This is a genomic window from Microbacterium sp. LWH3-1.2 (genome assembly GCF_040675855.1).
Taxonomy (GTDB): Bacteria; Actinomycetota; Actinomycetes; order Actinomycetales; family Microbacteriaceae; genus Microbacterium.
This window is the reverse complement of the sequence record NZ_JBEGIK010000001.1, coordinates 2,663,397-2,689,054: the sequence shown is the minus strand read 5'-3', so window position 1 is coordinate 2,689,054 and position 25,658 is coordinate 2,663,397. Positions and strand designations below refer to the sequence as shown.

The following is a 25,658-nucleotide window of genomic DNA, read 5'->3' as shown; positions in this document are numbered from 1 at the left end:
CCCCGTGCGTCGGAGGAATTCGACGCCCGTGCGGGGTGTTGACATGGGAGATGGAGGTGCGCCTGGTCGCGGCAGGGCGATGCTGGTGGCGCACGGCAAGTATGAGATACTAGACGCTCTGACCCGTTGTCAACCATCTTCGTGGGGCACCCTTTCGAAGATGTGGACTTGACAAGGGTCTTACTAGTGTCCGAACCGACCGGAGAGGCGCAGGGCGCTTCGACCGGTGAAAGGCGAAACGTGACTCCAGGCACGAACACCAAGGCTCGCTCGGCCGCGAAGGACACCGAGACGGACGAGACGAAGACCGCGGCCGCCAAGAAGGCTCCCGTGGCCAAGGGCGCCGCCAAGACCAAGGCCGCACCGAAGACCGCGTCGAAGCGCGCGAAGAAGTCGGACGACGAGTTCGAGGACGACGTCGAGGAGCTCGACGAGGACGTCGAACTCGAGGACGAGGGCGACGACGCGGACGGCGACGACGCAGCGGAGGCCGGCGAGCCGGCCAAGGGCGCCAAGGCCGCCGTCGGCGAAGACGCCAACGCCTCCGAGGACGAGGAGGAAGAGGAGGAGAGCACCAAGCCGGCGTTCACCGAACCTCTTCCCACCGGCGCGATCGTCATCTCGTCCAGCGACGAGGACGACGTGCCGGTCTACTCGACCCAGATCACCGGCGCGACGGCCGACCCCGTCAAGGACTACCTCAAGCAGATCGGCAAGGTGCCGCTCCTGAACGCGGCCGAAGAGGTCGAGCTCGCGATGCGCATCGAGGCGGGTCTGTTCGCCGAAGAGAAGCTGTCGCACATGTCGGCCGCGGAGAAGACTTCGCAGCTCGGTCTCGACCTGCAGTGGGTCGCCCGCGACGGCCAGCGCGCGAAGAGCCACCTGCTCGGCGCCAACCTGCGCCTCGTCGTCTCGCTCGCCAAGCGCTACACGGGCCGTGGCATGCAGTTCCTGGACCTCATCCAGGAGGGCAACCTCGGTCTCATCCGCGCGGTCGAGAAGTTCGACTACACCAAGGGCTTCAAGTTCTCGACCTACGCGACGTGGTGGATCCGTCAGGCCATCACCCGCGCCATGGCCGACCAGGCCCGCACCATCCGTATCCCGGTGCACATGGTCGAGGTCATCAACAAGCTCGCGCGCGTCCAGCGCCAGATGCTCCAGGACCTCGGTCGCGAACCCACGCCCGAGGAGCTCAGCCGCGAGCTCGACATGACGCCCGAGAAGGTCATCGAGGTGCAGAAGTACGGCCGTGAGCCGATCTCGCTGCACACGCCTCTCGGTGAGGACGGCGACAGCGAGTTCGGTGACCTCATCGAAGACACCGAGGCCGTGGTCCCGGCCGACGCTGTGGGCTTCACGATGCTCCAGCGCCAGCTCGAGTCGCTGCTCGACTCGCTCTCGGAGCGCGAGGCCGGCGTGATCCGCATGCGCTTCGGCCTCGGCGACGGCCAGCCGAAGACGCTCGACCAGATCGGCGACACGTTCGGGGTCACCCGCGAGCGCATCCGCCAGATCGAGTCGAAGACGATGGCGAAGCTGCGGCACCCGTCGCGTTCGCAGTCGCTGCGGGACTACCTCGAGTGAGTGAGGCGAACGCCGGCAAGGCGCTCACCGTACAGGTCGAAGGCTCGTCGTTCGCGCGCATCCCGATCCGCACGCGGGTCGTGATGCCGGGCGACGACCTCGACGCCTTCGTCCGCGAGTACGCGGCCGATGCGGTGCGCGAAGGCGACCTGCTGTTCGTGACGGAGAAGATCGTCGCGATCACGCAGGGACGCTCGTACCTCGTCGAGGACATCACGCCGCGCAGGTTGGCGCTCTTCCTCTCGAAGTACGTCACCCGCACGCCCTACGGCATCGGACTCGGCATGCCCGAGACGATGGAGATGGCGCTGCGAGAGTGCGGCACGCTCCGCATCCTCTTCGCGGCCGCCGTCTCCGCCGTGACCAAGCTGTTCGGCCGCAAGGGCGACTTCTATCGCATCGCCGGCGACAAAGCCCGCGCGATCGACGGACCGACGTCGGGAACGATCCCCCCGTACAACAAGGCCGTCGTGCTCGGACCCGAGCGCCCGCGCGAGGTCGCGACCCACCTCAAGGCGCTGCTCGGCGGGGTACCCGAGGTGGCCGTGGTCGACATCAACGACCTCGGCGGCAACATCCTCGGCTCCACGCTCGACAAGGCGGAAGAGAAGCGTCTCGTCTCGATCCTCAGGGACAACCCGCTGGGTCAGGGCCACCAGTCGACGCCGCTCGGCATCGTCCGGACGATCTGAACCGGCCCACGCGAGAGGCGCGGCATCCTTCACGGATGCCGCGCCTCTCGCGTGTTCGGAGCGAGGTCAGAATCCGATCGCCTCGCGGTAGCGGGGCTTGTGGCCGGTGCGGATGCCGGTGACGCTCGGCTTGTTCTCGTAGACACCGGCGCCCCAGTTGCCCTCGACGAGCACCGGACCGTCCGGCGAGACCACGATGTCCCAGCCGACGTACTGGATCTGGGGCACGACGCGCGCGACCTGGTCGACGAACGCCCTGACCTCGTCGATCATGGGCAGCTGGAAGTCTGCGATGAGGAAGCCGCTGTCTGGGTGCTTCTCGTGCACGTGGCCATGCGAGTCGTAGCCGGGGCCGACGGCATGGCCGTTCTCGTCGAGCATCGTGTAGAAGCCGCCGAAGGTCATCTGGTCGCTCACCGCCCCGCGACCGAACTTCTGCGCCATCGCCAGGATGTGGGTCTTCTCGCCGTCGAAGAACGCGGTGACACGCGTGGTGTTCACGGTTCCGGGGCACACGGCCGCGAGGTCGGCGTGCTGGCGGATGACCTCCTCGATCAGCAGCTCGCCGCGCGACAGCAGCCCGCGGTGGAAGTCGTCCCAATCCGAGACGTCGGCTGCGTGGTAGCGGTGCACACCCGTGCCCGCCTGGCCCACCGGCTCCTTCGTGACGATCGTGCCGTGCTTCTGGGCGAAGGTGCGCACCGCGTCGGCATTGCCCTCCTCGACGACCATCCATTCCCGACGGAGGAAGTCGCTGAACGTGCGGTCGAACTCGACCTTGTCCTGGAACCGGCCCCGGTAGGCGGGATCGTCGTACTTCTGCGACAGCTCGTTCGAGACCGGATGCGTCATGTAGGTCGCCCGCTCCGACCGGTTCAGGATCGCGAAGTCGTAGTCGACGTAGTCCTGGAAGCCGACCTGCTTGAAACCGGCCGACCACAGCATGTCGACCACGACCGCGGGGGTCCACTTGCCGTGCGCGTGCGCGGTCTCGTGCGCGCGCTCCAGCACGGAGCCTACATCGATGCGACGGACCCGCCAGGCGAGGTAGCGAAGGCGGTTCGAGAGGGCGAGGCCCTGAGAAGACATGCGTGCTCCGGGTTCGGTTCGGGGACCCCGATAGTCTAGGGGCGTGAGTTCCGCGATCCCTGGGCACGACCATGCCGTGCCGGGATCGGACCCCCGCAGCGCCCCGGTTGCACGCGTCTCGCGGGCTGCACTCACCGCGAACGCCCGGGCCGCGTGGGAGCGCGGCATCCGTTGGTACGACCCGTCGATCCTGGAAGCGGATGCCTGGGGACACGGCGCGGAGCTCGCGCGGCGCGTGCTCGCGAGGGAGGGCTTCACGTCCGGAGCGAGCGTTCGCGCGAGGCGCCGCCAGGATTCCGAGCCCTGGGCGATGCCCGCGAGAGCGCAGCATCTCTCGCCCTCGTGGTTCTTCGGGCTCACCGGTGTGCAGCACCCGACGGCGCCGGCCCTTCGACTCACGGGCACCGTGCTCTCGGTGAAGGATCTCCGGGCCGGGGAAGGCGTGTCGTACGGCTACGCGTACCGCGCGCCGGCCGACACCCGTGTCGCGCTGGTCACCGGCGGCTATGCCCAGGGCATCGTGCGCGGGCTCGGCGGCGCGGTTCACGTGGTGATCGCGGGGGAGCGGCACGCCATCGTCGGGCGCGTCGCGATGGACGTGTGCGTGGTGGAGATCGCGGATGCTGCGATCCCGCGCGGCGCGGAGGTCCTCTTCCTCGGCGACCCGGCGCTGGGCGAGCCGTCGCTCGCCGACTGGGTGCACGCCACGGGGCTGACCGCCGGCGAGCTGATCACGGCGGTCGGACTTCGCGCCACCCGTGTGGAGGCACCGTGACCGCCCGCCTCTCCGTCGACCTCGATGCCCTCGTGGCGAACGTCGCGCGCGTGCGCGACACGGTGTCTCCCGCCGAGCTGATGCTCGTGGTCAAGGACGACGCCTACGGCCACGGCCTGGCGCCCGTCGTGCGGGCCGCCTCCGCAACGGGGGTGACCTGGTTCGGCGCCTTCGACGTGCGGACGGGGTGTGCGGTGCGCGATGCCGTCGGCGACGACGCCCGGATCTTCGCCTGGATCGCTGCCTCACGCGACGACCTCGACGCCGCCGTCGCCCGGGGGATCGACCTCGGCATCGGCGACGCCGATCTGCTGGAGGAGCTCGCGGAGGCCGCGCGGGACGCCGGCTCGACGGTGCGCGCGCACCTCAAGATCGACACCGGCCTGCACCGCAACGGCGTGCGGCCGGAGCAGTGGCCGGGGTTCGTGTCGCGCGCGGCTGCGCTGCAGACGGAAGGCGTCATCGACGTCGTGGGTGTCTGGAGCCACATCGCGGAGGCGTCGGACGCCGAGGACGACGACGCCCGCCTGGTCTACGAGTGGGCGCTCGACGCGGCCGCGGCCGTGGGCCTCCGCCCGGCGATGCGTCATCTGGCCGCCAGCGCCGCCTCGTTCGCCCGTCCGCCGTTCCGCTACGACATGGTTCGCGTAGGGGCGTTCTGCTACGGCATCCGCTCGGCCGGAGGCCCCTCCGCCGCCGACCTCGGCCTCACGCCGATCGGAACGCTCGAGGCCGACGTGATCGAGGTGGCCGGAGAGTCCGTCAGGGTCGATCTCGGATCTCTCCACGGGCTTCCGTCAACACTGCGCACTCGCGCGGTGGTCGGAACACCCGCCGGGAGCCGGCCGCTCATCGCCGTCGGAGACTCGGATTCTCTCGTCGCCGCGTGGCCGGGAGCCGCCGTCGGGGATGCCGTCACCATCTACGGTCCGGGCGCTTCCGGCGAAGCGAGCGCGACGGATCTCGCGGAGCTCATCGGCACGATCGGTGAGGAGATCGCCCTGCGCGTGTCACCGCTCGTGGAACGCAGATACACCCGCCGCTGAAAGCGACGGGTGCGAGTCTGACGGGACGGTTCCTACTCGGCGAGGCGAGCGGTCTCGTCGTGCCACGAGGTCGCGATGGCGCGAAGCTTCTCTTCGTACTTGCGTCCGTGGTGGGCGCAGAAGAGGAGCTCGCTGCCGTTGACCTCGGCCGCGATGTACGCCTGTGCGCCGCAGGAGTCGCAACGATCCATCGCCGTGAGGCGGTGCTCGAGGACGGCGCCGGGCTCGGTGGGTGTCGATAGCGTGGTCATGTCGGTGCCTCCTCGTATTCGTAGAACTCTCTCGCGGTCATGAAATACAACCACGCCGATGTTTCGAGAATGCCGCGAATCGGCAACATTTCGCTGAGCGCGTACGCTTGCCGGCCCTGAAGCGTGTCTGTGCGGGGCCGTCGGGCGCCCCGATTACGATAGGAGATTGTGACCGCCGAGTACTCCGCCCATCATCTCCAGGTGCTCGAAGGGCTCGAAGCGGTCCGCAAGCGACCTGGCATGTACATCGGCTCGACCGACTCGCGCGGCCTCATGCACTGCCTGTGGGAGATCATCGACAACTCCGTCGACGAGGCACTCGCCGGCCACGGCTCACGCATCGACATCGTGCTCCACGCCGACGGCAGCGTCGAGGTGCGCGACCGCGCCCGCGGCATCCCGGTCGACATCGAGCCGCGCACAGGGCTGACCGGCGTCGAGGTCGTCTTCACCAAGCTCCACGCGGGTGGCAAGTTCGGGGGCGGCTCGTACGCCGCATCGGGCGGTCTGCACGGCGTCGGGGCATCGGTCGTCAACGCGCTCTCGGAGCGCCTCGACGTCGAGGTCGACCGCGGCGGCAAGACGTGGGCGATGTCGTTCCACCGGGGCGAGCCCGGTGTCTTCTCGAACGGCAGCCCCGACTCGGGCTTCACCCCCTTCGAGGAGCGCAGCGAGCTGCGGGTCGCGGGCCGCGCCGCGAAGGGCGTGACCGGCACGCGCATCCGCTATTGGGCGGATCGCCAGATCTTCACGAAGGACGCGGCGTTCAACCTGCAGGAGCTCGAGCAGCGCGCGCGCCAGACCGCGTTCCTGGTCCCGGGCCTCGAGATCGTCATCCGCGACGAGCGACCCGGCACCGAGGCCGGCGAGCCTGTCGAGACGAGCTACCGGTTCGACGGCGGCATCTCCGAGTTCGCCGACTTCCTCGCACCCGACTCCGGCGTCACCGACACGTGGCGACTCACCGGTGAGGGCATGTTCACCGAGACCGTCCCGGTGCTGCAGCCCTCGGGCGCGATGGTGCCGACAGAGCTCGAGCGCGAGTGCCACGTCGACATCGCCGTCAGGTGGGGAACCGGTTACGAGACGGTGTCGCGCTCGTTCGTCAACATCATCGCCACACCCAAGGGCGGCACGCACCAGCAGGGGTTCGAACAGGGCCTCATGAAGGTGCTGCGCGATCAGGTGGCGCAGAACACACGTCGCCTGAAGGTCGGCAACGACAAGCTCGAGAAGGACGACATCCTCGCCGGGCTCACCGCCGTGCTGACCGTGCGCGTCGCCGAGCCGCAGTTCGAGGGTCAGACCAAGGAGGTGCTCGGCACACCGGCGGTCCGCCAGATCGTGTCGAACGTCGTCACGCGCGAACTCACCGCGCGCTTCACGTCGCCGAAGCGCGACGACAAGGCGCAGACCTCGCTGCTGCTCGACAAGGTCGTCTCCGAGATGAAGGCGCGCATCTCCGCGCGCACCCACAAAGAGACGCAGCGCCGCAAGAACGCGCTCGAGTCCTCGTCGCTCCCTGCGAAGCTCGCTGACTGCCGGTCGAACGACGTCGCCGAGTCGGAGCTGTTCATCGTCGAGGGCGACTCGGCCCTGGGCACCGCCAAGCTCGCACGCAACAGCGAGTTCCAGGCGCTGCTGCCGATCCGCGGCAAGATCCTCAACGTCCAGAAGGCGTCCATCAGCGACATGCTCTCGAACGCGGAGTGCGCCGCGATCATCCAGGTGATCGGAGCCGGCTCGGGCCGCTCGTTCGACCTCGACACCGCGCGCTACGGCAAGATCATCCTGATGAGCGACGCCGACGTCGACGGCGCCCACATCCGCACGCTGCTGCTGACCCTGTTCTTCCGGTACATGCGACCGCTCATCGACGAGGGCCGCGTGTACGCCGCCGTCCCGCCGCTGCACCGCGTGGTCGTGATGAACCCCGGTTCCAAGCCCAACGAGACGATCTACACGTACTCCGAGGCCGAGCTGCATGGACTCCTCACGAAGCTCACGAAGGCCGGCAAGCGTTGGCAGGAGCCGGTTCAGCGCTACAAGGGCCTCGGCGAGATGGACGCGGACCAGTTGGCCACGACGACCATGGACCGGAGCGGCCGCACGCTCCGACGCGTGCGGATGCAGGATGCCGAGGCGGCGGCATCCGTCTTCGAACTGCTGATGGGCAACGACGTGGCGCCGCGCAAGGAGTTCATCATCGACTCCAGCGATCGCCTGGTGCGCGAGCGCATCGACGCGTGACGGCCGGCTGCCGGTTCGCCCCACCCACACGGTGGGGCCGAACCGGCAGGGACTCAGCGGATGCCGGTGCCGACGGCGCCGATGACTCCGTCGAGCGCGGTGCCCGACGCGTCGCGCTTCGCGCCGGACTCCGGCAAAGCGCGGGTCGCGCCGTCCGGCCCGACGGCGCGCGGTTCGGTGCCGACCCAGGCGATCGTGAGCGCATCCTCTCCACGGAGGAACCGCTGAGCGCGCACACCGCCGGTCGCCCGGCCCTTCGCGGGGAACTCGCTGAACAGCGACACCTTGGCGCTGCCGGCGTCGGTGCCCGCGAGCGCCGTCGTCGAGCCGGCGATCGTCACCACGACGGCGTCGAACTCGGAGGGCCCGACGACGTCGAACGCGATGACCTGTGCGCCGTCGGTGAGGCGGATGCCGGCCATGCCGCCGGCGGACCGGCCCTGCGGGCGCACAGATGACGCGTCGAAGCGCAGCAGCTGCGCGTCGCTGGCCACGAACACCAGCTCGGCGCCGTCCGAGGCGGGGGCGGCGCCGACGACCCGGTCGCCGTCCTTGAGGGCGATGATCTCGACGTCGTGCTTGTTGGCGATCTCGCTGGCGGCCACACGCTTGACGATGCCCTGCGCTGTTCCGATGGCAATCGGCGGGGCGTCTGCGAGCGGCACGAGCGCGACGATGTGCTCGCCGCCACTCAGTCCGAGGTACTGGTCGCCACGCGTCCCGGCCGCCAGCTGCACGGAGTTTCCCGGCACGGACGGCAGGTCGACGGGGGAGAAGCGCACCAGGCGGCCGAGGTTCGTCACCACGCCGATGTCGCCGCGCGTGGTGGCGTCCACCGCCGAGCGGATGGCGTCGTGCTTGGAGCGTCGTGATGGCGCGACGATGCCCCCGGCGGGTGCATCGGCCACGAGCTCGGCACGCACCATGCGGCCGGTGGCAGAGAGGAAGACGCGGCACGGCGCATCGGCGATCTGCAGGTCGGCGGCTGCCGCAGCCGCACGCGAGCGCGGCTGGACGGGTCCGCCGTTGAGCAGCAGCGTGCGCCGCGGGGTGCCGAACGCCTCGGCGGCGGCATCCAATTCGTGCGCCACCTGCGCGCGCAGGAGCACGTCGCTGCCGAGCAACTCCTCGAGCTGGGCGATCTCCTTCTTGAGGTTGTCGCGCTCGGCCTCGAGCTCGATGCGCGAGAACTTCGTGAGGCGACGCAGTCGCAGCTCGAGGATGTACTCGGACTGCGCCTCCGACAGGTCGAAGACGCTCATCAGGCGCGTGCGCGCCTGCTCGCTGTCGTCGGATGTACGGATGACCTGGATGACCTCATCGATGTCGAGGATCGCGATGAGCAGGCCCTCGACGAGGTGCAGGCGTTCCCTGCGACGCTCGAGACGGTAGCGGCTGCGGCGCGTGACCACGCTGATTCGGTGGTCGAGGTAGACGCGCAGGAGCTCACGAAGTCCGAGCGTCTGCGGCTGTCCCTCGACGAGGGCGACGTTGTTGATGCTGAACGAGTCCTCGAGCGGCGTCAGACGGTAGAGGTGGTCGAGCACCGCCTGCGGGTCGAATCCCGTCTTGATGCCGATCACCAGGCGCAGGCCATGGTGGCGGTCGGTCAGATCGTTGACGTCGGCGATGCCCTGGAGCTTCTTGGCGTTGACGGCGTCCTTGATCTTCTCGATCACGCGCTCGGGGCCGACGAGGTACGGCAGCTCGGTCACGACGAGGCCGGTGCGGCGCGGGCCGAGGGATTCGATCGACACCTTCGCCCGCGTGCGGAAGCTGCCGCGGCCGTTCGTGTACGCATCCTTGATGCCGTCCAGGCCGACGATGATGCCGCCGCCGGGAAGGTCGGGACCGGGCACGAACTCCATCAGTTCGTCGACCGTCGCCTCAGGGTTCTCGAGCAGGTGCGTCGCGGCTCCCACGACCTCGACCAGGTTGTGCGGCGCCATGTTGGTCGCCATGCCGACCGCGATGCCGGTCGTACCGTTGACGACGAGGTTGGGGAACGCGGCCGGCAGCACCTCCGGCTGCTGGAACTGGCCGTCGTAGTTCGGGATGAAGTCGACGACGTCCTCGTCGAGGTTCTCGGTGAGGGCCAGCGCCGGCGGGGCGAGACGGGCCTCGGTGTACCGGGGTGCGGCGGGACCGTCGTCGAGCGAGCCGAAGTTTCCGTGCCCGTCGACCAGGGGCACACGCAGCGAGAAGGGCTGTGCGAGACGCACGAGGGCGTCGTAGATGGGGGCGTCGCCGTGCGGGTGCAGCTTTCCCATCACCTCGCCGACCACACGGGCGCTCTTCACATGGCCGCGGTCCGGACGAAGGCCCATGTCGGCCATCTGGAACAGGATGCGACGCTGCACCGGCTTGAGTCCGTCGCGCGCGTCGGGGAGCGCGCGCGAGTAGATGACCGAGTACGCGTACTCGAGGAACGACGTCTGCATCTCCGAAGAGACGTCGACGTCCTCGATGCGTCCGTGGTCGGCTGAGGAGGAATCGGTGCGGGAAGCGGGCATGTGTCGATGAAGCCTCGGGTGACGGCGGGGAGCGAGGGGGCGCGGCCGCGTGTGCGAGACTGGCCCCGATGACCCTCAGCCTACCCGTGGACCCGCCGCGCGCCCGGAGCCTCACCCGTGTCGTGACCGAGATGTCGGCAGCGCTCGACGGCAGCTCGGAGTGGTTCGCGCCGGCGCGGAGCGCCATCGTCTGGGTGCTCGACGGACTCGGTGTCTCCAACCTCTCGGCCCGATCCGGGCACGCCCGCTTCCTCAGCGAGGCTCGCTCGAAGAAGGATGTCGCGCGCTCGGTCTTCCCGTCGACGACGGCTGCCGCACTGACCAGCCTGCTGACGGGCACGCTGCCGGGGGAGCACGGCATCGTCGGCTATCGGGCGCGCGTACCCGGCACCGACGACGTGGTGAATCTGCTGCGCGGCTGGGACACCGACGGCCTGCCCTTGGAGTTCCAGCGGGCAGCCCCGCTGTCCGCCACGCTCGGCAGGCCGTTCCTCGCCGTGTCGCGCAACGAGTACGCGGGCACCGGCTTCACGGCGGCCACCCTCGGCGACGCCGAATTCCACGGCGCCGACGACCTCGACGAGCGCGTGAGCCTCGCCGCCGACCTCGCGGCGCAGCATCCGGGTTCCCTCATCTATCTCTATGCGCCCGATCTCGACGCGATCGGCCACAAGCGCGGCTGGGAGTCCGATGAATGGGTCGCCGGGCTGGAGCGGGTGGATGCCGCGGCCCGCACGCTCTCGACATCCCTCGACCGCGGCACCGGCGTCGTGGTCACGTCGGACCACGGCATGGTCGACGTGCCGCGGCATCGCCATCTCCTTCTGGAGGAGGGGGACGACCTGCTCGACGGCGTCCGCCTCATCGGCGGAGAACCTCGGATGCTCCACCTGTACGCGGAGTCGGGTGCGGCAGATGCGGTGCTGGGGAGGTGGCGGCAGGCCGAGGCATCCCGTTCGTGGGTCTTCTCACGCGCCGAACTCGAGTCGTCAGGGCTGGTGGGCACGGTCGAGCCGGAAGTCGCTGCGCGGATCGGCGACGTGATCGTCGCCGCGCGCGCGGGCGTCGCATACTACGACGACCGGCTCGCCGACAAGGCCCCGCAGAAGATGATCGGGCAGCATGGCTCGCTGACCGACGAGGAGCGGATCGTGCCGCTCATCCGGCTCGGCGCGTTCGCCGGAGCCTGAAGTTCATCAGTCGTCGGAGCGGGCGCCGAACACGATCTCGTCCCACGACGGCATCGACGTGCGTCCCTTGCGACGACCGGCCTCGGCAACAGCAGCCGGCGTCGGCGCCTGGTAGTCGGATGCCGGCGGTTCCTCGTCGGACGACGACTCGTCGTATCCCGGCTCCAGCGCGTCGAAGAGCGCAACCGGCGCGGGCGAGCGTGGACCCGACACGACCTCCTCGGCACCCGGGAGCGGCTCACGCTGACCGCGACGACGACGCAGTGCCTCGAGAAGGTCGGCGGTCTCGGCCGAGGTCACCACGGCGGGCTCGCTGGCGCGCTTGATGGCGGCCTCCTGGACGGCGGGTGCGGCCGGGCCAGGGATGTCGGGTGACTCGATGTCGGCGTCGGGAAGGCGGCGCGGACCGAACGCCCCGCTGTCGAAGCGGGAGTCGTCCTTCGCAGCCACGCTGTCGAGGGCGCGCAGCCGGGGGATGAGCCCCTCGGGGAGAGACCCCTGACGCGAGAGCTGGATGGCGTCGGTGTTCAGCGGCGACAGCGTGCTCCGGCGCGGGTCGAACCCCCAGCGGGCGTCGTGGCCGATGTCGTTCGAGGTGAACTCCAGCTTGACGATCCAGCCGGTCGGCTCCTTCCAGCTGGTCCAGCGTTCGCCGACCGCGCCCGCCTCGGCGAGCTTGGCGCGCACCGCCGAGCCGAATGTCGTCTGCCCGTCGCCCTCGAAGTCACCGCCGAGGAGCACGGGAACGGCCAGCGCCTGGCCGACGATGTGCTCGCGCTCGGCGAGCACGGGGCCCTCGAAGCGCACGATGTCCTCCACGCGGGCGCCGAGCAGCTCTGCCACCTCGCGCGCGGACAGACCGGAGCGGATGTGGGCCTGGATCTCGCGGGGGCTCGGACGCGGGGTCTGCACATCGGCCTCGCGCTCGCGGCGCGCCTTGCGCAGCTCCCCGCGCAGCACGTCGTCCACGTCGAGCGTGAATCTCTCGCCGGACTCCGTCGCCAGGATGAGCTTGTCGTCCTCGGTTCCGATGACCTTGAGCTGTTCCATGCGGACGCTCCCTGCTTCTCGTGCCGGCTCTTGGCTGCGCTGGTCCGGCGGACTTCACGGCTTCAGAGCCCGCCTGTCCGCCCCATCGTGTCATAGCGCACCACGAGGGCCGGGAATATCCCGCGCGTGCCGCGAGTTTCACGCGAACGCACGGTCAGGATCGTGCCCGATCGCATTTGCGAAAAGGGAAATGGTCGTGCAAACTATCGCCGCCCGCAAGGGCGAGCGCAACCGCGAATACCCGGAAGTTGAGATCTTCACGCATGGCCACCGATTACGACGCCCCCCGCAAGACCGAGGACGACAGCGAGTCGATCGAGGCGCTCAAGGAGCGCGTTCCCGACAAGCTCTCGGGCTCGGTCGATGTGGAGGACGCCGACAACCCGTCGGGCTTCGAGCTGCCCGGTGCCGACCTGTCGGACCTCGAGCTCGACGTCGTCGTTCTGCCCGCCCAGGAGGACGAGTTCACCTGTTCGAACTGCTTCCTCGTGAAGCACCGCTCGCAGCTCGATCACGAGACCGCCGACGGCCCTATCTGTACTGAGTGCGCCGCGTGATCTGAGCCCGCCGCACCGCGGCGGCCAGTCGGTCCGGCGTCCGCGAGGAGATCACCCACGCGGTCGTCGGATCATCGGCATCCGTCACAGGGAACACGACGACTGGGTCGATCCCGCCCCGGATGAGATGCCACGACCGCGGGTCCAGTCCTGCACCGCGCGCATGGCGCGCGTCCTCCCCGGCATGCGCTTCTCCTGCGCCGAGGAACTCCACGCCGATGTGCGCGCGTCCCGCTCGCAGCTCGCCGTCCCGGACCTCGACGACGGGGGCCGCCAGGATCAGCAGCGCGATCAGCAGGATGCCGACGGCTGCGCCCACGACGAGTGCGACGGTCGTGTCGATCGGCGTGACGACGAGCGCCACCATCGGCGCCGCCATCCCCGCCGCGACCAGGATCCACAGTGACGGGCCGAGCCGCTCGCGATAGCCGTCGACGCGGCCGGTCCGGGCACCGGCGTGGGGCGTTGAGTTCTGCATTACCCTCGTTGGGTGACTGAAACGGTGGACGTCCCCATTATCGCCCCCGACGTTCCGGTGTACGCGCACCCCGGGGACGCCGGAGCCGACCTCGTCGCCGCCGAGGCGGTGCGCCTCGAACCCGGTGAGCGCGCCCTCGTCGGCACCGGCGTGCGGATCGCGCTGCCTGACGGCTGCGTCGCGTTCGTGGTGCCGCGCAGCGGCCTGGCCGCCAAGCACGGGATCACGATCGTGAACGCGCCGGGAACGATCGACGCCGGCTACCGCGGCGAGATCAAGGTGATCCTGCTGAACACCGATGCCACGAACGCGCACGACATCGCCGTGGGCGACCGCATCGCCCAGCTCATCGTGATGCCCGTCCCGCGCGCCGTGTTCATCCCCGTGGAAACCCTCCCCGACAGCGTGCGCGGCGAGGGGGGCTTCGGCTCCACGGGCTATCAGAAGGACGGAGTCCTCGCATGACCGACCCCTCATCCGTCGACGGACCGCGCAAGGTCGCACCCGACGACCGCGCCTCCATCGGCCCGTTCGACGAGTCGGAGGCCAACCCGGTCCGTCCGTACATCGATCTCGGCGGGATCAAGATCCTCCCGCGCGAGGGCCTGAACCTGCGCCTCGAGGTCGAGGAGCAGACCAAGCGCATCGTCGCCGTCGGACTGGACTACGCCGGATCGACCCTTCAGGTGCAGCCGTTCGCCGCGCCGCGTTCAGCGGGCCTGTGGGAAGAGACGCGCGAGCAGATCCGCCAGCAGATCCGCCAGCAGGGCGGCCGCGTCGAGGAGCGGGAAGGACCGCTCGGTCCGGAACTCCTCGCCGAGGTGCCCGTCATCGCCGGCCCCGACGGCACGGCCGGCAAGCGCCTGGCCCGCTTCGTCGGCGTCGACGGACCGCGCTGGTTCCTGCGCGGCGTCATCGGCGGTGCGGCCACGGCCGACGTGGAGGCCGCCGCTGCCGTGGAAGACCTCTTCCGGTCGATCGTGGTCGTCCGCGGCGGCTCGCCGATGCCGCCACGCGACCTCATCCCGCTGAAGATGCCGGCGACGCCGGGCTCGGCGTGAGCGACACCTCACGCCCCGACGACGCGGCGGAGCCCGCCGCGCACGCCCCTGCCGGCGACACGGACGGAACGGATGCTGCACCCTCGGCGTCCGAGATGCTCGGCGCCGCACTGGGCGGCGCTGCGCGCCGCGCGGGTCTCGACCCGGCCGAGGGCAAGAGCACGGGGCATGCCGTGTGGGCCGCGATGGGCGGCTGGCGCGGCATCCTCGAGTCCGTCCTTCCGGGCGTCGTGTTCCTCGTCGCATGGACGGCGACCTACGACCCCGACCCTGATGTCCGCTCCGGCAACCTCCCGCTGAGCCTCGGGCTGTCGGTCGGGCTCGCCGCGGTCTTCACCATCGTTCGCCTCATCCAGCGGCAGTCCGCGAGCGCCGCCATCGGCGGCCTGATCGCGGCCGCGGCGGCCGCAGGGCTGTCCCTGTGGACCGGCAGGGGAGAGGACAGCTTCATCCCCGGCTTCCTCACCAACACGCTCTACGGCACCGCGTTCCTCGTCTCGGCACTCATCGGGTGGCCGCTCATCGGTCTTGCGGTGGGCGTCCTCATGGGCGAGGGCACCGCGTGGCGCGCCGTCAAACGCAAGCGGCGCGTCTTCTTCTGGCTGTCGATCGCCTGGGCGGGGCTGTTCGCACTCCGCCTGATCGTGCAGGTGCCTCTGTACTTCGCCGGCGACGTCACCGCGCTCGGCACCCTGAAGCTGATCATGGGGCTGCCCCTGTTCGCGCCATTGGTCGCGGTCACATGGCTCGCCGTGCGCGCGCTCTATCCGCGCACGGCGAAGTGATACATTTATCTCGACATCAAGATAAATTTCCTCCGGTCCGTTAGGTCGGCCTCACTAGCCGAGGGCTCCGGTGCGGGGGAAGATGGGGTTGCCGGACTCCGGCACGATCCCGCCGCCGACGAAGGAGACAGACGTGTCCACGGTTGACAGCTTCGGTGCGAAGAGCACCCTGACGGTCGGCAGCACCGACTACGAGATCTTCCGCATCGACACGGTCGCGGGCTACGAGAAACTCCCGTTCAGCCTCAAGGTGCTGTTGGAGAACCTTCTGCGCACAGAGGACGGCGCCAACGTCACCAAGGAGCAGATCCAGGCCCTCGGATCGTGGGATGCCGCGGCCGAGCCCGACACGGAGATCCAGTTCACGCCGGCTCGCGTCGTGATGCAGGACTTCACGGGCGTGCCGTGCATCGTGGACCTCGCCACCATGCGCGAGGCCGTGGGCGCCCTCGGAGGAGACCCGACCCGGATCAACCCGCTCTCGCCGGCGGAAATGGTCATCGACCACTCGGTCATCGCCGACCTCTTCGGCACCGAGAACGCGCTCGAGCGCAACGTCGAGATCGAGTACGAGCGCAACGGCGAGCGATACCAGTTCCTCCGCTGGGGCCAGACCGCGTTCAACGACTTCAAGGTGGTCCCCCCGGGCACGGGCATCGTGCACCAGGTGAACATCGAGCACCTCGCCAAGGTCATCTACGACCGCGAGGTCGGAGGCGTCCTGCGCGCCTACCCCGACACCTGTGTCGGCACCGACTCCCACACCACGATGGTCAACGGGCTCGGGGTGCTCGGCTGGGGCGTCGGCGGCATCGAGGCAGAGGCGGCCATGCTCGGCCAGCCCGTGTCGATGCTGATCCCGAAGGTGGTCGGCTTCAAGCTGTCCGGCGCCATCCCCACCGGTGTCACCGCGACCGACGTGGTGCTCACGATCACCGACATGCTGCGCAAGCACGGCGTGGTCGGCAAGTTCGTCGAGTTCTACGGCGAGGGCGTCGCCTCCGTGCCGCTCGCCAACCGCGCCACCATCGGAAACATGAGCCCCGAGTTCGGCTCGACGGCCGCGATGTTCCCGATCGACGACGTGACGATCGACTACCTGCGCCTCACCGGCCGCGACGAGCAGCAGCTCGCCCTCGTCGAGGCTTACGCCAAGGAGCAGACGCTCTGGCACGACGCCTCGCGCGAGCCGGTCTTCAGCGAGTACATGGAGCTCGACCTGTCGACGGTCGTCCCGTCGATCGCCGGGCCGAAGCGTCCGCAGGACCGCATCGTCCTCGCCGAGGCCAAGCGGCAGTTCGAGGTCGACCTCACCAACTACGCCGAGGTCGACCACGACCTCGTCGACCTCGAGGGAGCCGAGTCCTTCCCAGCGTCCGACCCGCCCGGAAACTCCCCGGAGGACGAGCACAGCACCCACCAGCACCACCATCGCAGCCACGCACCGGCGACGGCCTCCAAGCCCACGCAGGTGACGCTCGAGGGCGGCGAGAAGTTCGTGCTGGATCACGGCGCTGTCACGATCGCGGCGATCACCTCGTGCACGAACACGTCGAACCCGTCGGTCATGTTGGCCGCGGGCCTGCTCGCCCGCAACGCGGTCAAGAAGGGCCTCAAGGCCAAGCCGTGGGTCAAGACCACGCTCGCGCCGGGCTCGAAGGTCGTCACGGACTACTACGAGAAGGCCGGCCTCACCCAGGACCTCGAGGACCTCGGCTTCTACACCGTCGGCTACGGCTGCACCACGTGCATCGGCAACTCCGGACCCCTGATCGAAGAGGTGTCGGCGGCGATCAACGAGAACGACCTCGCCGTGACGGCCGTGCTCTCGGGCAACCGCAACTTCGAGGGTCGCATCAACCCCGACGTCAAGATGAACTACCTCGCGAGCCCGCCCCTCGTGATCGCCTACTCGCTCGCCGGATCGATGAACTTCGACTTCGAGACCGACGCGCTGGGCAAGGACCGGGACGGCAACGACGTGTTCCTCCGCGACATCTGGCCCGACTCGGCGGAGGTGCAGCGCACGATCGACTCGTCGATCAACAAAGACATGTTCACGCAGCAGTACGCGAGCGTGTTCGAGGGCGACGAGCGCTGGAAGACCCTCCCGACGCCCACCGGAGACGTGTTCGAGTGGGACGAGGCCTCGACGTATGTGCGCAAGCCCCCCTACTTCGACGGCATGACGATGGAGCTGACCCCGGTCGCCGACATCTCCGGCGCCCGCGTCCTGGCCACACTGCTGGACTCGGTCACCACCGACCACATCAGCCCCGCCGGCAACATCAAGGCCGACAGCCCGGCCGGTCAATACCTGGCCGAGCACGGTGTGGACCGCAAGGACTTCAACTCGTATGGCTCGCGCCGTGGCAACCACGAGGTGATGATCCGCGGCACATTCGCCAACATCCGCCTGAAGAACCAGCTCGTGCGCGAGGTCAACGACGGCGCCGAGGTCGAGGGCGGGCTCACCCGCGACTTCACGCAGGCCGGCGGCCCGCAGTCCTTCATCTATGACGCCAGCCAGAACTACCAGTCGGCCGGCACGCCGCTGGTGATCTTCGGCGGCAAGGAGTACGGCTCCGGCTCGTCGCGCGACTGGGCGGCCAAGGGCACGAGCCTGCTGGGTGTGAAGGCGGTCATCACCGAGAGCTTCGAGCGCATCCACCGCTCGAACCTCATCGGTATGGGCGTCGTTCCGCTGCAGTTCCCGGCCGGCGAGAGCTGGAAGTCGCTGGGTCTCGACGGCACCGAGATCGTCTCGATCTCGGGTCTCGAGCAGCTCAACGAGGGCGTGACGCCGAAGACCGTCAAGGTCACGGCCGAGCCCAGCGAGTTCTCGCCCGAGGGCAAGCAGACCGTCGAGTTCGACGCGGTCGTCCGCATCGACACACCCGGTGAGGCCGACTACTACCGCAACGGCGGCATCCTGCAGTACGTGCTGCGCTCGCTGGTCTGACAGCTGATTCACGGGGGACCGGGTGCTGCGCGGCATCCGGTCCCCCTTCCTGCCCCGGGTAGACTTGCAGAGCCCTTCCCGGGCCGGAAAGGAGCGGGGATGTCGCTGCTGTCGTCCATCACCGGACCCCGCGACCTCGACGCACTGAGCCTCGATCAGCTCGAGCAGCTCGCGGAAGAGATCCGCGGCTTCCTCGTCGAGAACGTCGCACGCACGGGCGGTCACCTGGGCCCCAACCTCGGTGTCGTCGAGCTGACGATCGCGCTCCATCGCGTGTTCGACTCGCCGAACGATCCGATGATCTTCGACACGGGTCACCAGTCCTATGTTCACAAGCTCCTCACGGGGCGTCAGGACTTCACGAAGCTGCGCGCGCGCGAGGGCCTCGCAGGCTATCCGCAGCGCTCCGAGAGCCCGCACGACGTCGTCGAGTCTTCCCACGCCTCGAGCTCGCTGAGCTGGGCGGACGGCGTCTCTCGCGCCCTGACCCGCACCGGCCGCAAGGACCGGCACGTGGTCGCCGTCGTCGGCGACGGCGCGCTCACGGGCGGCATGACGTGGGAGGCGCTCAACAACATCTCCGACGACAACGACCGCAACCTGGTCATCCTCGTCAACGACAACGGGCGCTCGTACGCCCCGACCATCGGCGGCATGGCGCGCTACCTCAACCGCGTCCGCACCGCGGATTCGTACCGCAACCTGCACCGCGGCTCCGACACGCTGTTCCGCAAGCTCGGCCCCGCCGCCCGCGCCGTCTACCGCGGCGTGCGCGGCGGCACGCACGGCTTCCTGTCGCGGTTCACGAACAACGCGGCACTGTATTCGAACCTCGACATCAAATACCTCGGGCCGGTGGATGGGCATGACCTCCCGACGCTCATCGAGACGCTCGAACTCGCCAAGGAGTACGGCGCGCCCGTCATCGTCCACGCGATCACCGAGAAGGGGCGGGGCTACGCACCCGCCGTCGAAGACGAGGCCGACCAGTTCCACGCCGTGGGCAAGATCGACCCGATCACCGGCGAGTCCCTCGGCGCGGCCGCCGGCACCGCCTGGACCGACGTCTTCGCGGACGAGCTCGTGCACGTGGGCGACCGGCGCGACGACGTCATCGCGATGACCGCGGCCATGCTGCGCCCCACAGGTCTGCTGCCCTTCGCGCAGCGGTTCCCCGACCGCGTGTACGACGTGGGCATCGCCGAGCAGCACGCCGTCGCGTCGGCGGCCGGCCTGGCGTTCGGCGGCCTGCACCCGGTCGTCGCGATCTACGCGACGTTCATGAACCGCGCGTTCGACCAGGTGCTGATGGATGTCGCGCTCCATCGCGCGGGAGTCACCTTCGTGCTCGATCGTGCCGGCGTGACCGGCCCCGACGGCCCGAGCCACCACGGCATCTGGGACCTCGCGATGCTCCAGATCGTGCCGCACATCCGCATCGCTGTGCCCCGTGACGAGGTTCGCCTGCGCGAGGAGCTGCGTGAGGCCGTCGCCGTCGACGACGCGCCCACCGTCATCCGCTTCCCGAAGGGCGGCGTGAGCCCCGAGCTTGCAGCCCTGGAGCGGCTCGAAGACGGCGTGGACGTGCTGATGCGCTCCGACGCACAGGACGTGCTGCTGGTCGGCATCGGCCCGATGGCGCACATCGCGGTGGACGTCGCCGAGCGCCTGCGCGCGCAGGGCATCGGCGCCACCGTCGTCGACCCGCGGTGGGTCGTCCCGGTACAGCCTTCGATCGTCGAGCTCGCAGCATCCCACCGTCTCGTGATCACGATCGAGGACGGCATCCGTGTCGGCGGCATCGGCACCCGCGTGCGCCAGGTGCTCCGTGAGGCGGGCGTCGACACCGCGGTCGACGAGCTCGGCGTGCCGGACGAGTTCATCGACCACGCGAGCCGCGAGCAGATCCTCGAGGACGCGGGCCTCACACCGGCGAGGATCGCACAGGACGTCGTCGCGCAGGTGCTCGGCACCCGCATCCCGGTCGCCCGCGGCGCCGAGACCCGCGAGATCCCCGTGATCCCGACGTTGTCGCGCGAGGAGCGCCACTAGAGTCGCGCGGCGCAGCCGCGTCGAACGGGGCGCATCCTCCGCGGAGGATGCGCCCCTTCGATCTTCCCGGCGTCAGCCTGCGATGCCCGTGATCACCGGATGGTGGAAGGTGTCGTCGAAGACGCGCTCGGAGGCGCCCTCTCGATCGAGATACGGCGATGCGCCGCCGTCGATGAACGGCCAGCCCGCGCCGAGGATGAGGCAGAGGTCGATGTCCTCGACCTCGGGGACCACGCCCTCGTCGAGCATGATCTTGATCTCCTGTGCGAGCCCGTCCTGCACGCGGCGCAGGATCTCGTCGGCGGAGGCCGGTGACGAGCCCACCGCAGGCTTGAGCACCTTCTCCGCCGCCTTGGTCCAGCCGGTCACGCGGCCGCCCTTGTCCTTCTCGACGACTTCGGGCAGCTCCGCGAGCGCGTGGAAGTTCTCGTTCGCATAGAACCGCTCGGGAAAGGCGCGCACCATCGTGTCCTGCACGTGTGCGGCGACCTTCCAGCCGACCAGGTCGATGAGCTGGAACGGCCCCATCGGCAGGCCGAGCGGTGCGAACGCCTTCTCGACGTCGCCGACCGGGGTGCCCTCGTACACGGCACGCGCAGCCTCGCCCATGACCTTCGCCAGCAGGCGGTTGACGACGAAGCCGGGCGCGTCGGCGGTGAGCACCGCGTTCTTGCCCAGGTTCTTCGCGACCACGAATGCCGTCGAGAGTGCGCTCTCCGAGGTCTGCGGCGTCTTCACGATCTCGATGAGCGGCATGACCGCGACCGGGTTGAAGAAGTGGAAGCCCACGAGCCGCTCGGGGTGGACGAGCTTCGCACCGATCTCCTCGACCGACAGCGACGAGGTGTTGGTGGCGAGGATCGCGTCCTCCGCGATGATCTTCTCGATCTCTCCGAACACCTGCTGCTTCACACCGACCTCTTCGAAGACGGCCTCGATGACGAAGTCGCAGTCCGCGTAGAGGCTCTTGTCGGTCGTGCCCGTGACGAGTGCGCGCAGCTTGTTGGCGGAGTCGCCGTCGAGCCGGCCCTTCGCCTCGAGCTTGCCGATCTCGTCGTGGATGTACGCCACGCCCTTGTCGACGCGCGCCTGGTCGAGGTCGGTGATGAGCACCGGCACCTGCAGCTTGCGCACGAACAGCAGCGCGAACTGACTGGCCATGAGGCCGGCGCCGATGATGCCGACCTTGGTGACCTTCTTCGCGAGCTCCTTGTCGGGAGCGCCGACCGGACGCTTAGCCCGCTTCTGCACCAGATCGAAGGCGTACATGGATGCGGCGAACTGGTCGCCCGTGATGAGCTCGGCGAGGGCCTCGTCCTCACGTGCGAAGCCTTCCGCCTTCGAGCCGTTGCGCGCTTTGTCGAGGAGGTCGAGAGCCACGTACGGGGACTTGGGCACGGTGCCGATCTTGGACTCGAGCATGCCGCGCGCCATCTTGATCGCGATCGGCCACTTGGTGAGGCGCTCGATCTTGCCCGGCACGTTCTTCCGGTCGACCTTGATCTTCCCGCCGAGCACGCCGTCGGCCCACGCCAGCGAGTCCTCGAGGTAGTTCGCAGCGGGGAAGATCGCGTCCACGATTCCGTAGTCGAACGCCTGCTGCGGCTTGAGCATGCGGTTCTGCTTCAGCGGGTTCGAGATCACGACCTCGAGCGCGTTCTCGATGCCGATGAGGTTCGGCAGCAAGTATGCGCCGCCCCAGCCGGGGATGATGCCGAGGAACACCTCGGGAAGCGCGATCGCCGCGGCCGAGGCATCCACCGTCCGATACGTGGAGTTGAGTGCGATCTCGAGGCCACCGCCGAGCGCCAGCCCGTTCACGAACGCGAACGCGGGCACGCCCAGCTCGGAGAGCTTGCCGAACACCTTGTGGCCGAGCTGGGCAACCCTGCGGGCGTCGTCCTTCGAGCCGACCTTGCTGATGTCACTGAGGTCGGCGCCGGCGGCGAGGATGTACTGCTTGCCTGTGATGCCGACCGCCTGGATCTCGCCGGCGGCCGCCCGTGCCTTCAGCGCGTCGAGCGTCTCGCCGAGCTGGAACATCGTGGCGGGGCCGAGCGTGTTCGGGCGGGTGTGGTCTCGGCCGTTGTCGAGGGTGACCAGTGCCAGCACCTTGCCGGAGGGCAGACGGATGTCGCGCACCCGCGACTGCGTGACCACCTCGCCGTCGGTCATGGCGACGATGGGGGAGAAGTCGATGTGTTCGTACTGTTCGGAGACGGTGTTCGTCATCGTCGTGTCACTCACTTCCGCTTCTTGCCGTCGAAGAACGGGTTCTCCCAGATGACGGAGCCGCCCTGGCCGAGACCGACGCACATGGCGGTGAGTCCGTAGCGCACGTCGCGGCGCTCGGCGAACTGGGCCGCGAGCTGGATCATCAGGCGCACGCCGGACGCGGCGAGCGGGTGGCCGACCGCGATGGCGCCGCCCCATTGGTTGACTCGGGGGTCGTCGTCGGCGATGCCGAAGTGGTCGAGCAGCGAGATCACCTGGATGGCGAACGCCTCGTTCAGCTCGAACAGGCCGATGTCGTCGACGCTCAGGCCCGCCTTCTTGAGCGCCTTCTCGGTCGACGGGATCGGGCCGATGCCCATGATCTCGGGCTGCACGCCCGCGAAGGCGAACGAGACGAGCTTCATCTTCGGCTTCAAGCCCAGCTCCTTGACGGCGCCCCCGCCGGCGAGCAGCGACATCGTCGCGCCGTCGGTGAGAGGCGAAGACGTGCCGGCGGTCACCCGACCGTGCGGGCGGAACGGCGTCTTGAGACCGGCGAGGTCTTCCATCGTGGTCTGCGGGCGGCGGCCCTCGTCTTCGGTCGCGAGGCCCCACGAGCCGTCGGCGTCCTTGGTGGCGACCGAGACGAGGTCGGGCTGGATCTTGCCGGCGTCGTACGCCGCCTGCGCCTTGTGCTGGCTGAGCATGCCGTAGCGGTCCGAGCGCTCCTTGGTGAGGTGCGGGAACCGGTCGAAGATGCGCTCTGCGGTCACCCCCATGTTGAGCGCGCCGGGGTCGACCATCTTCTCCGCGACGAAACGCGGGTTCGGGTCGGCGTTGCCGCCGATGGGATGGTGGCCCATGTGCTCGACGCCGCCCGCCAGGGCGACGTCGTACATTCCCACGCCGATCGAGCCCGCCATCGTGGTGACGCTCGTCATCGCGCCCGCGCACATGCGGTCGATCGCGAAGCCTGGAACCGTCTGGGGGAGCCCGGCGAGGATCGCGACGCTGCGGCCGAGGGTCAGCCCCTGGTCACCGGTCTGGCTGGTCGCGGCGATGGCGACATCGTCGACGCGGTCCTTGGGAACGCCGGGATTGCGCTCCATGAGCCCGATCGTCGCCTTGACGGCGAGGTCGTCCGCGCGGGTGTTCCAATACATGCCTTTCTCGCCGGCGCGCCCGAACGGGGTGCGCATTCCATCGACGAAGAAGACGTCCGAAATCTCGGCCACTCTGCCTCCAAAAGTAGGGATGTCGCCAGCCTAGGAGGGCGCGTGGAGCGGTCGGAATCGGGTGGGGGAAACCTACGAAGCGGTTTCCGACGCCTGCGACGCGACTTGCACGGATCCCACAAAGGCATCGGCGATCACCTGTGAGGTCTGCGCAATCTGCCACGCTCGCGCACCCAGCGCCGACAGGGCTTCGCCGACGGATGCCGCGTTCAGCGGCTGTGGCGGAGCCCAGGCGACGCGTCGCAGCAGCTCGGGAGTGAGGAGGTTCTCTGTGGGCATGTGGAGTTCCTGGGCACGCTGCTCCACGAGAGGGCGTGCCGCCTTCAGACGAGCATCGGCCTCCGGGTTGCGATCGGCCCACGCCCGCGGGGGTGGCAGCGTGTCTCCGCCGGTCGCACGTTCCAGAGGGAGCTGCGTGACGGCGCGTCCGGCCTCGATCGCCGCCCACCAGCGGTCCAGCTGCGACCGGCTCGCGCGGCCGGTGAAGTCCTTGACCGCGGCGAGCGCGCTCTTCGACTTGGGGTCGGCGAGGACGGCGGCGACCAGGGCGCGGTCGGGGACGAGCCGCCCGGGCGCGACATCCTCCTCCCTCGCGTACTCTTCACGGGCCGTCCACAGTTCGCGGGCGACGGCGAGCGCCTTGCGACCGCGCACCGTGTGCAGGCCCGACAGGCGGCGCCACGGCTCCTCACGCGGAGGCTTGGGCTCGCGCTCGAGCACGGCGCGGAACTCCTCCGCGGCGAACTCGGTCTTGCCCTGCTCCACGAGTTCCGCGACCAGCTTGTCGCGCACATCGACGAGGTGTTCGACGTCGAGTGCCGCGTATTCGAGCCACGACTGGGGGAGGGGACGCGTCGACCAATCCGACGCCGAATGCGCCTTCGCGAGCGTGATGCCCAGCGTGTCCTCGACGACGGCGGCGAGACCGACTCGCTCGTGACCGAGAAGGCGGGCGGCGAGCTCGGTGTCGAAGATGGAGGCGGGCTCCAGACCGATCTCGCGCAGCGACGGCAGGTCCTGACTCGCGGCGTGCAGCACCCATTCCTCGGCGCCGATCGCATCCTCGAGCGCGCGGAAGTCCCCGATCGGTGGGGGATCGAAGAGGAACACGCCCGCACCGCGCCGGTACACCTGCACCAGGTAGGCCCGCTGCGAGTAGCGGAACCCCGAGGCGCGCTCGACGTCGACGGCGACGGGGCCCTCCCCATCTGCCAGGCGCCGTGCAGCCTCTCCGACGCGCGCGACCTCGTCGATCACGTCGTATTCAGCCACGTGGCGACCTGTGCGAACCGAGCATCGCGATCCCTTCCGAGCCGGGCGGAAGCCCTGCCAGCATGCAAACCAACTCCGCCCATGCTTCCACGTGCGCAGCGATCGCGCCTTCCGGGGTCCAGGACGCGCGCAGTTCTATCTGTGCCCCGTCGCCCTCCGCGGCCAGCGCGCCGAATCCCTTGGAGAGTGTCTTCGTCGCCGTGCCGGATGCCGAGTGGTAGGTGGCGCGTCGTGACTCGAGCGCATCGGTGAGCCAGGTCCACGCGACGTCCGCGAGCAGCGGATCCACCCCGATCTCGGGCTCGAGCGGCGCCTGCGCGAAGCATACGATCCGCCACGGACCGTTCCAGGGCGCGGGCTGCTCCGGATCGTGCAGGAGCACCAGCCGCCCCGTGCCGTAGGGCGAGTCCGCGGAGTCGGGCTCGGGGCGCACGTCGCCCGCGATCGCGAACGCGTTCGGCGCGAGACCCTGCGGCGCGGCGATCTCGCGGACTGCGAGGTCGCCGCGGAAGGAGATCGTACGCACCGCCTCGGCGGCCTGCTCGAAAGAGCCCGGTGCCGCCGGGGGACGCTGCTCAGTCACGCGGACAGACTAGGCT

The 25,658-nt window shown here is 69.3% G+C and carries 21 protein-coding genes; 12 read left to right on the top strand and 9 right to left on the bottom strand.

The genetic code is table 11. From position 1 onward, the window contains the following. Positions 1–240: 240 nt before the first annotated feature. The gene (locus tag MRBLWH3_RS12525) at positions 241–1,587 is read left to right on the top strand and encodes an RNA polymerase sigma factor (RefSeq protein WP_363432363.1); all 1,347 of its coding nucleotides are present in this window, start codon (positions 241–243) and stop codon (positions 1,585–1,587) included. Further along, positions 1,584–2,279 carry a coenzyme F420-0:L-glutamate ligase gene (locus tag MRBLWH3_RS12520; RefSeq protein ID WP_363432360.1) on the top strand — a complete coding sequence of 232 codons (696 nt, stop codon included), beginning with the start codon at positions 1,584–1,586 and terminating at the stop codon, positions 2,277–2,279. The genes MRBLWH3_RS12525 and MRBLWH3_RS12520 overlap by 4 nt, the downstream gene beginning before the upstream one ends. A gap of 66 nt (positions 2,280–2,345) precedes the next feature. On the opposite strand, the gene MRBLWH3_RS12515 is transcribed toward MRBLWH3_RS12520, so the two are convergent. After that, positions 2,346–3,368 carry a sugar-transfer associated ATP-grasp domain-containing protein gene (locus tag MRBLWH3_RS12515; RefSeq protein WP_363432358.1) on the bottom strand — a complete coding sequence of 341 codons (1,023 nt, stop codon included), beginning with the start codon at positions 3,366–3,368 and terminating at the stop codon, positions 2,346–2,348. 43 nt (positions 3,369–3,411) lie between these two features. Here MRBLWH3_RS12515 and MRBLWH3_RS12510 point away from each other — a divergent pair, with 43 nt between their 5' ends. Then, a complete protein-coding gene (locus MRBLWH3_RS12510; RefSeq protein WP_363432356.1) occupies positions 3,412–4,143 on the top strand; it encodes an alanine racemase C-terminal domain-containing protein in 732 nt (243 codons plus the stop codon). Then, complete coding sequence (locus MRBLWH3_RS12505) at positions 4,140–5,189, top strand: alanine racemase (RefSeq protein WP_363432354.1); 1,050 nt, start codon at positions 4,140–4,142, stop codon at positions 5,187–5,189. Before MRBLWH3_RS12510 ends, MRBLWH3_RS12505 begins: the two co-directional genes overlap by 4 nt. 32 nt (positions 5,190–5,221) lie before the next feature. Here MRBLWH3_RS12505 and MRBLWH3_RS12500 read toward each other — a convergent pair whose 3' ends face one another. Next, complete coding sequence (locus MRBLWH3_RS12500) at positions 5,222–5,440, bottom strand: DUF7455 domain-containing protein (RefSeq protein WP_341999436.1); 219 nt, start codon at positions 5,438–5,440, stop codon at positions 5,222–5,224. A gap of 168 nt (positions 5,441–5,608) precedes the next feature. Here MRBLWH3_RS12500 and MRBLWH3_RS12495 point away from each other — a divergent pair, with 168 nt between their 5' ends. Continuing rightward, positions 5,609–7,690, top strand: coding sequence for a DNA gyrase/topoisomerase IV subunit B (locus MRBLWH3_RS12495; RefSeq protein WP_414685368.1), 2,082 nt, complete (start codon positions 5,609–5,611; stop codon positions 7,688–7,690). A gap of 53 nt (positions 7,691–7,743) precedes the next feature. On the opposite strand, the gene MRBLWH3_RS12490 is transcribed toward MRBLWH3_RS12495, so the two are convergent. Next, the gene (locus MRBLWH3_RS12490; protein WP_363432351.1) at positions 7,744–10,203 is read right to left on the bottom strand and encodes a DNA gyrase/topoisomerase IV subunit A; all 2,460 of its coding nucleotides are present in this window, start codon (positions 10,201–10,203) and stop codon (positions 7,744–7,746) included. A gap of 68 nt (positions 10,204–10,271) precedes the next feature. Between MRBLWH3_RS12490 and MRBLWH3_RS12485 the strand changes: the two genes are divergently transcribed. Beyond that, positions 10,272–11,393 (top strand): alkaline phosphatase family protein, encoded by a 1,122-nt coding sequence (locus tag MRBLWH3_RS12485; protein WP_363432349.1) that lies wholly within the window; start codon positions 10,272–10,274, stop codon positions 11,391–11,393. A gap of 6 nt (positions 11,394–11,399) precedes the next feature. Here the strand turns inward: MRBLWH3_RS12485 and sepH are convergent, their stop codons facing one another. Further along, positions 11,400–12,443, bottom strand: a complete 1,044-nt coding sequence (gene sepH, locus MRBLWH3_RS12480; protein ID WP_363432346.1) for a septation protein SepH — start codon at positions 12,441–12,443, stop codon at positions 11,400–11,402. Positions 12,444–12,706: 263 nt separating this feature from the next. Here sepH and MRBLWH3_RS12475 point away from each other — a divergent pair, with 263 nt between their 5' ends. Next, the gene (locus MRBLWH3_RS12475) at positions 12,707–13,000 is read left to right on the top strand and encodes a DUF4193 domain-containing protein (RefSeq protein ID WP_045302586.1); all 294 of its coding nucleotides are present in this window, start codon (positions 12,707–12,709) and stop codon (positions 12,998–13,000) included. Here the strand turns inward: MRBLWH3_RS12475 and MRBLWH3_RS12470 are convergent. Continuing rightward, complete coding sequence (locus tag MRBLWH3_RS12470) at positions 12,975–13,478, bottom strand: DUF3093 domain-containing protein (RefSeq protein ID WP_363432343.1); 504 nt, start codon at positions 13,476–13,478, stop codon at positions 12,975–12,977. The two genes, MRBLWH3_RS12475 and MRBLWH3_RS12470, sit on opposite strands and share 26 nt — an antisense overlap. 12 nt (positions 13,479–13,490) lie before the next feature. Here MRBLWH3_RS12470 and dut point away from each other — a divergent pair, with 12 nt between their 5' ends. The 5 genes from dut to dxs all read left to right on the top strand — a co-directional run bounded on the left by dut (position 13,491) and on the right by dxs (position 20,338). Then, positions 13,491–13,943 carry a dUTP diphosphatase gene (gene dut, locus MRBLWH3_RS12465; protein ID WP_363432340.1) on the top strand — a complete coding sequence of 151 codons (453 nt, stop codon included), beginning with the start codon at positions 13,491–13,493 and terminating at the stop codon, positions 13,941–13,943. Further along, a complete protein-coding gene (locus MRBLWH3_RS12460) occupies positions 13,940–14,539 on the top strand; it encodes a DUF3710 domain-containing protein (protein WP_363432337.1) in 600 nt (199 codons plus the stop codon). Before dut ends, MRBLWH3_RS12460 begins: the two co-directional genes overlap by 4 nt. Then, positions 14,536–15,324: a DUF3159 domain-containing protein gene (locus MRBLWH3_RS12455; RefSeq protein ID WP_414685367.1), complete on the top strand. Its 789-nt coding sequence runs from the start codon at positions 14,536–14,538 to the stop codon at positions 15,322–15,324. Before MRBLWH3_RS12460 ends, MRBLWH3_RS12455 begins: the two co-directional genes overlap by 4 nt. Before the next feature lie 133 nt (positions 15,325–15,457). Next, positions 15,458–18,286: an aconitate hydratase AcnA gene (acnA, locus tag MRBLWH3_RS12450; protein ID WP_363432334.1), complete on the top strand. Its 2,829-nt coding sequence runs from the start codon at positions 15,458–15,460 to the stop codon at positions 18,284–18,286. A gap of 99 nt (positions 18,287–18,385) precedes the next feature. After that, positions 18,386–20,338 carry a 1-deoxy-D-xylulose-5-phosphate synthase gene (dxs, locus tag MRBLWH3_RS12445; RefSeq protein WP_363432332.1) on the top strand — a complete coding sequence of 651 codons (1,953 nt, stop codon included), beginning with the start codon at positions 18,386–18,388 and terminating at the stop codon, positions 20,336–20,338. A gap of 72 nt (positions 20,339–20,410) precedes the next feature. On the opposite strand, the gene MRBLWH3_RS12440 is transcribed toward dxs, so the two are convergent. The 4 genes from MRBLWH3_RS12440 to MRBLWH3_RS12425 form a co-directional block, all read right to left on the bottom strand. Beyond that, the gene (locus tag MRBLWH3_RS12440; protein WP_363435489.1) at positions 20,411–22,570 is read right to left on the bottom strand and encodes a 3-hydroxyacyl-CoA dehydrogenase NAD-binding domain-containing protein; all 2,160 of its coding nucleotides are present in this window, start codon (positions 22,568–22,570) and stop codon (positions 20,411–20,413) included. A gap of 11 nt (positions 22,571–22,581) precedes the next feature. Beyond that, positions 22,582–23,787 (bottom strand): thiolase family protein, encoded by a 1,206-nt coding sequence (locus MRBLWH3_RS12435; RefSeq protein ID WP_363432330.1) that lies wholly within the window; start codon positions 23,785–23,787, stop codon positions 22,582–22,584. Between the two features lie 72 nt (positions 23,788–23,859). Further along, the gene (locus MRBLWH3_RS12430; RefSeq protein WP_363432328.1) at positions 23,860–25,059 is read right to left on the bottom strand and encodes a ribonuclease D; all 1,200 of its coding nucleotides are present in this window, start codon (positions 25,057–25,059) and stop codon (positions 23,860–23,862) included. Further along, complete coding sequence (locus MRBLWH3_RS12425; protein WP_363432326.1) at positions 25,052–25,642, bottom strand: DUF3000 domain-containing protein; 591 nt, start codon at positions 25,640–25,642, stop codon at positions 25,052–25,054. The genes MRBLWH3_RS12430 and MRBLWH3_RS12425 overlap by 8 nt, the downstream gene beginning before the upstream one ends. Between the last annotated feature and the right edge of the window lie 16 nt (positions 25,643–25,658).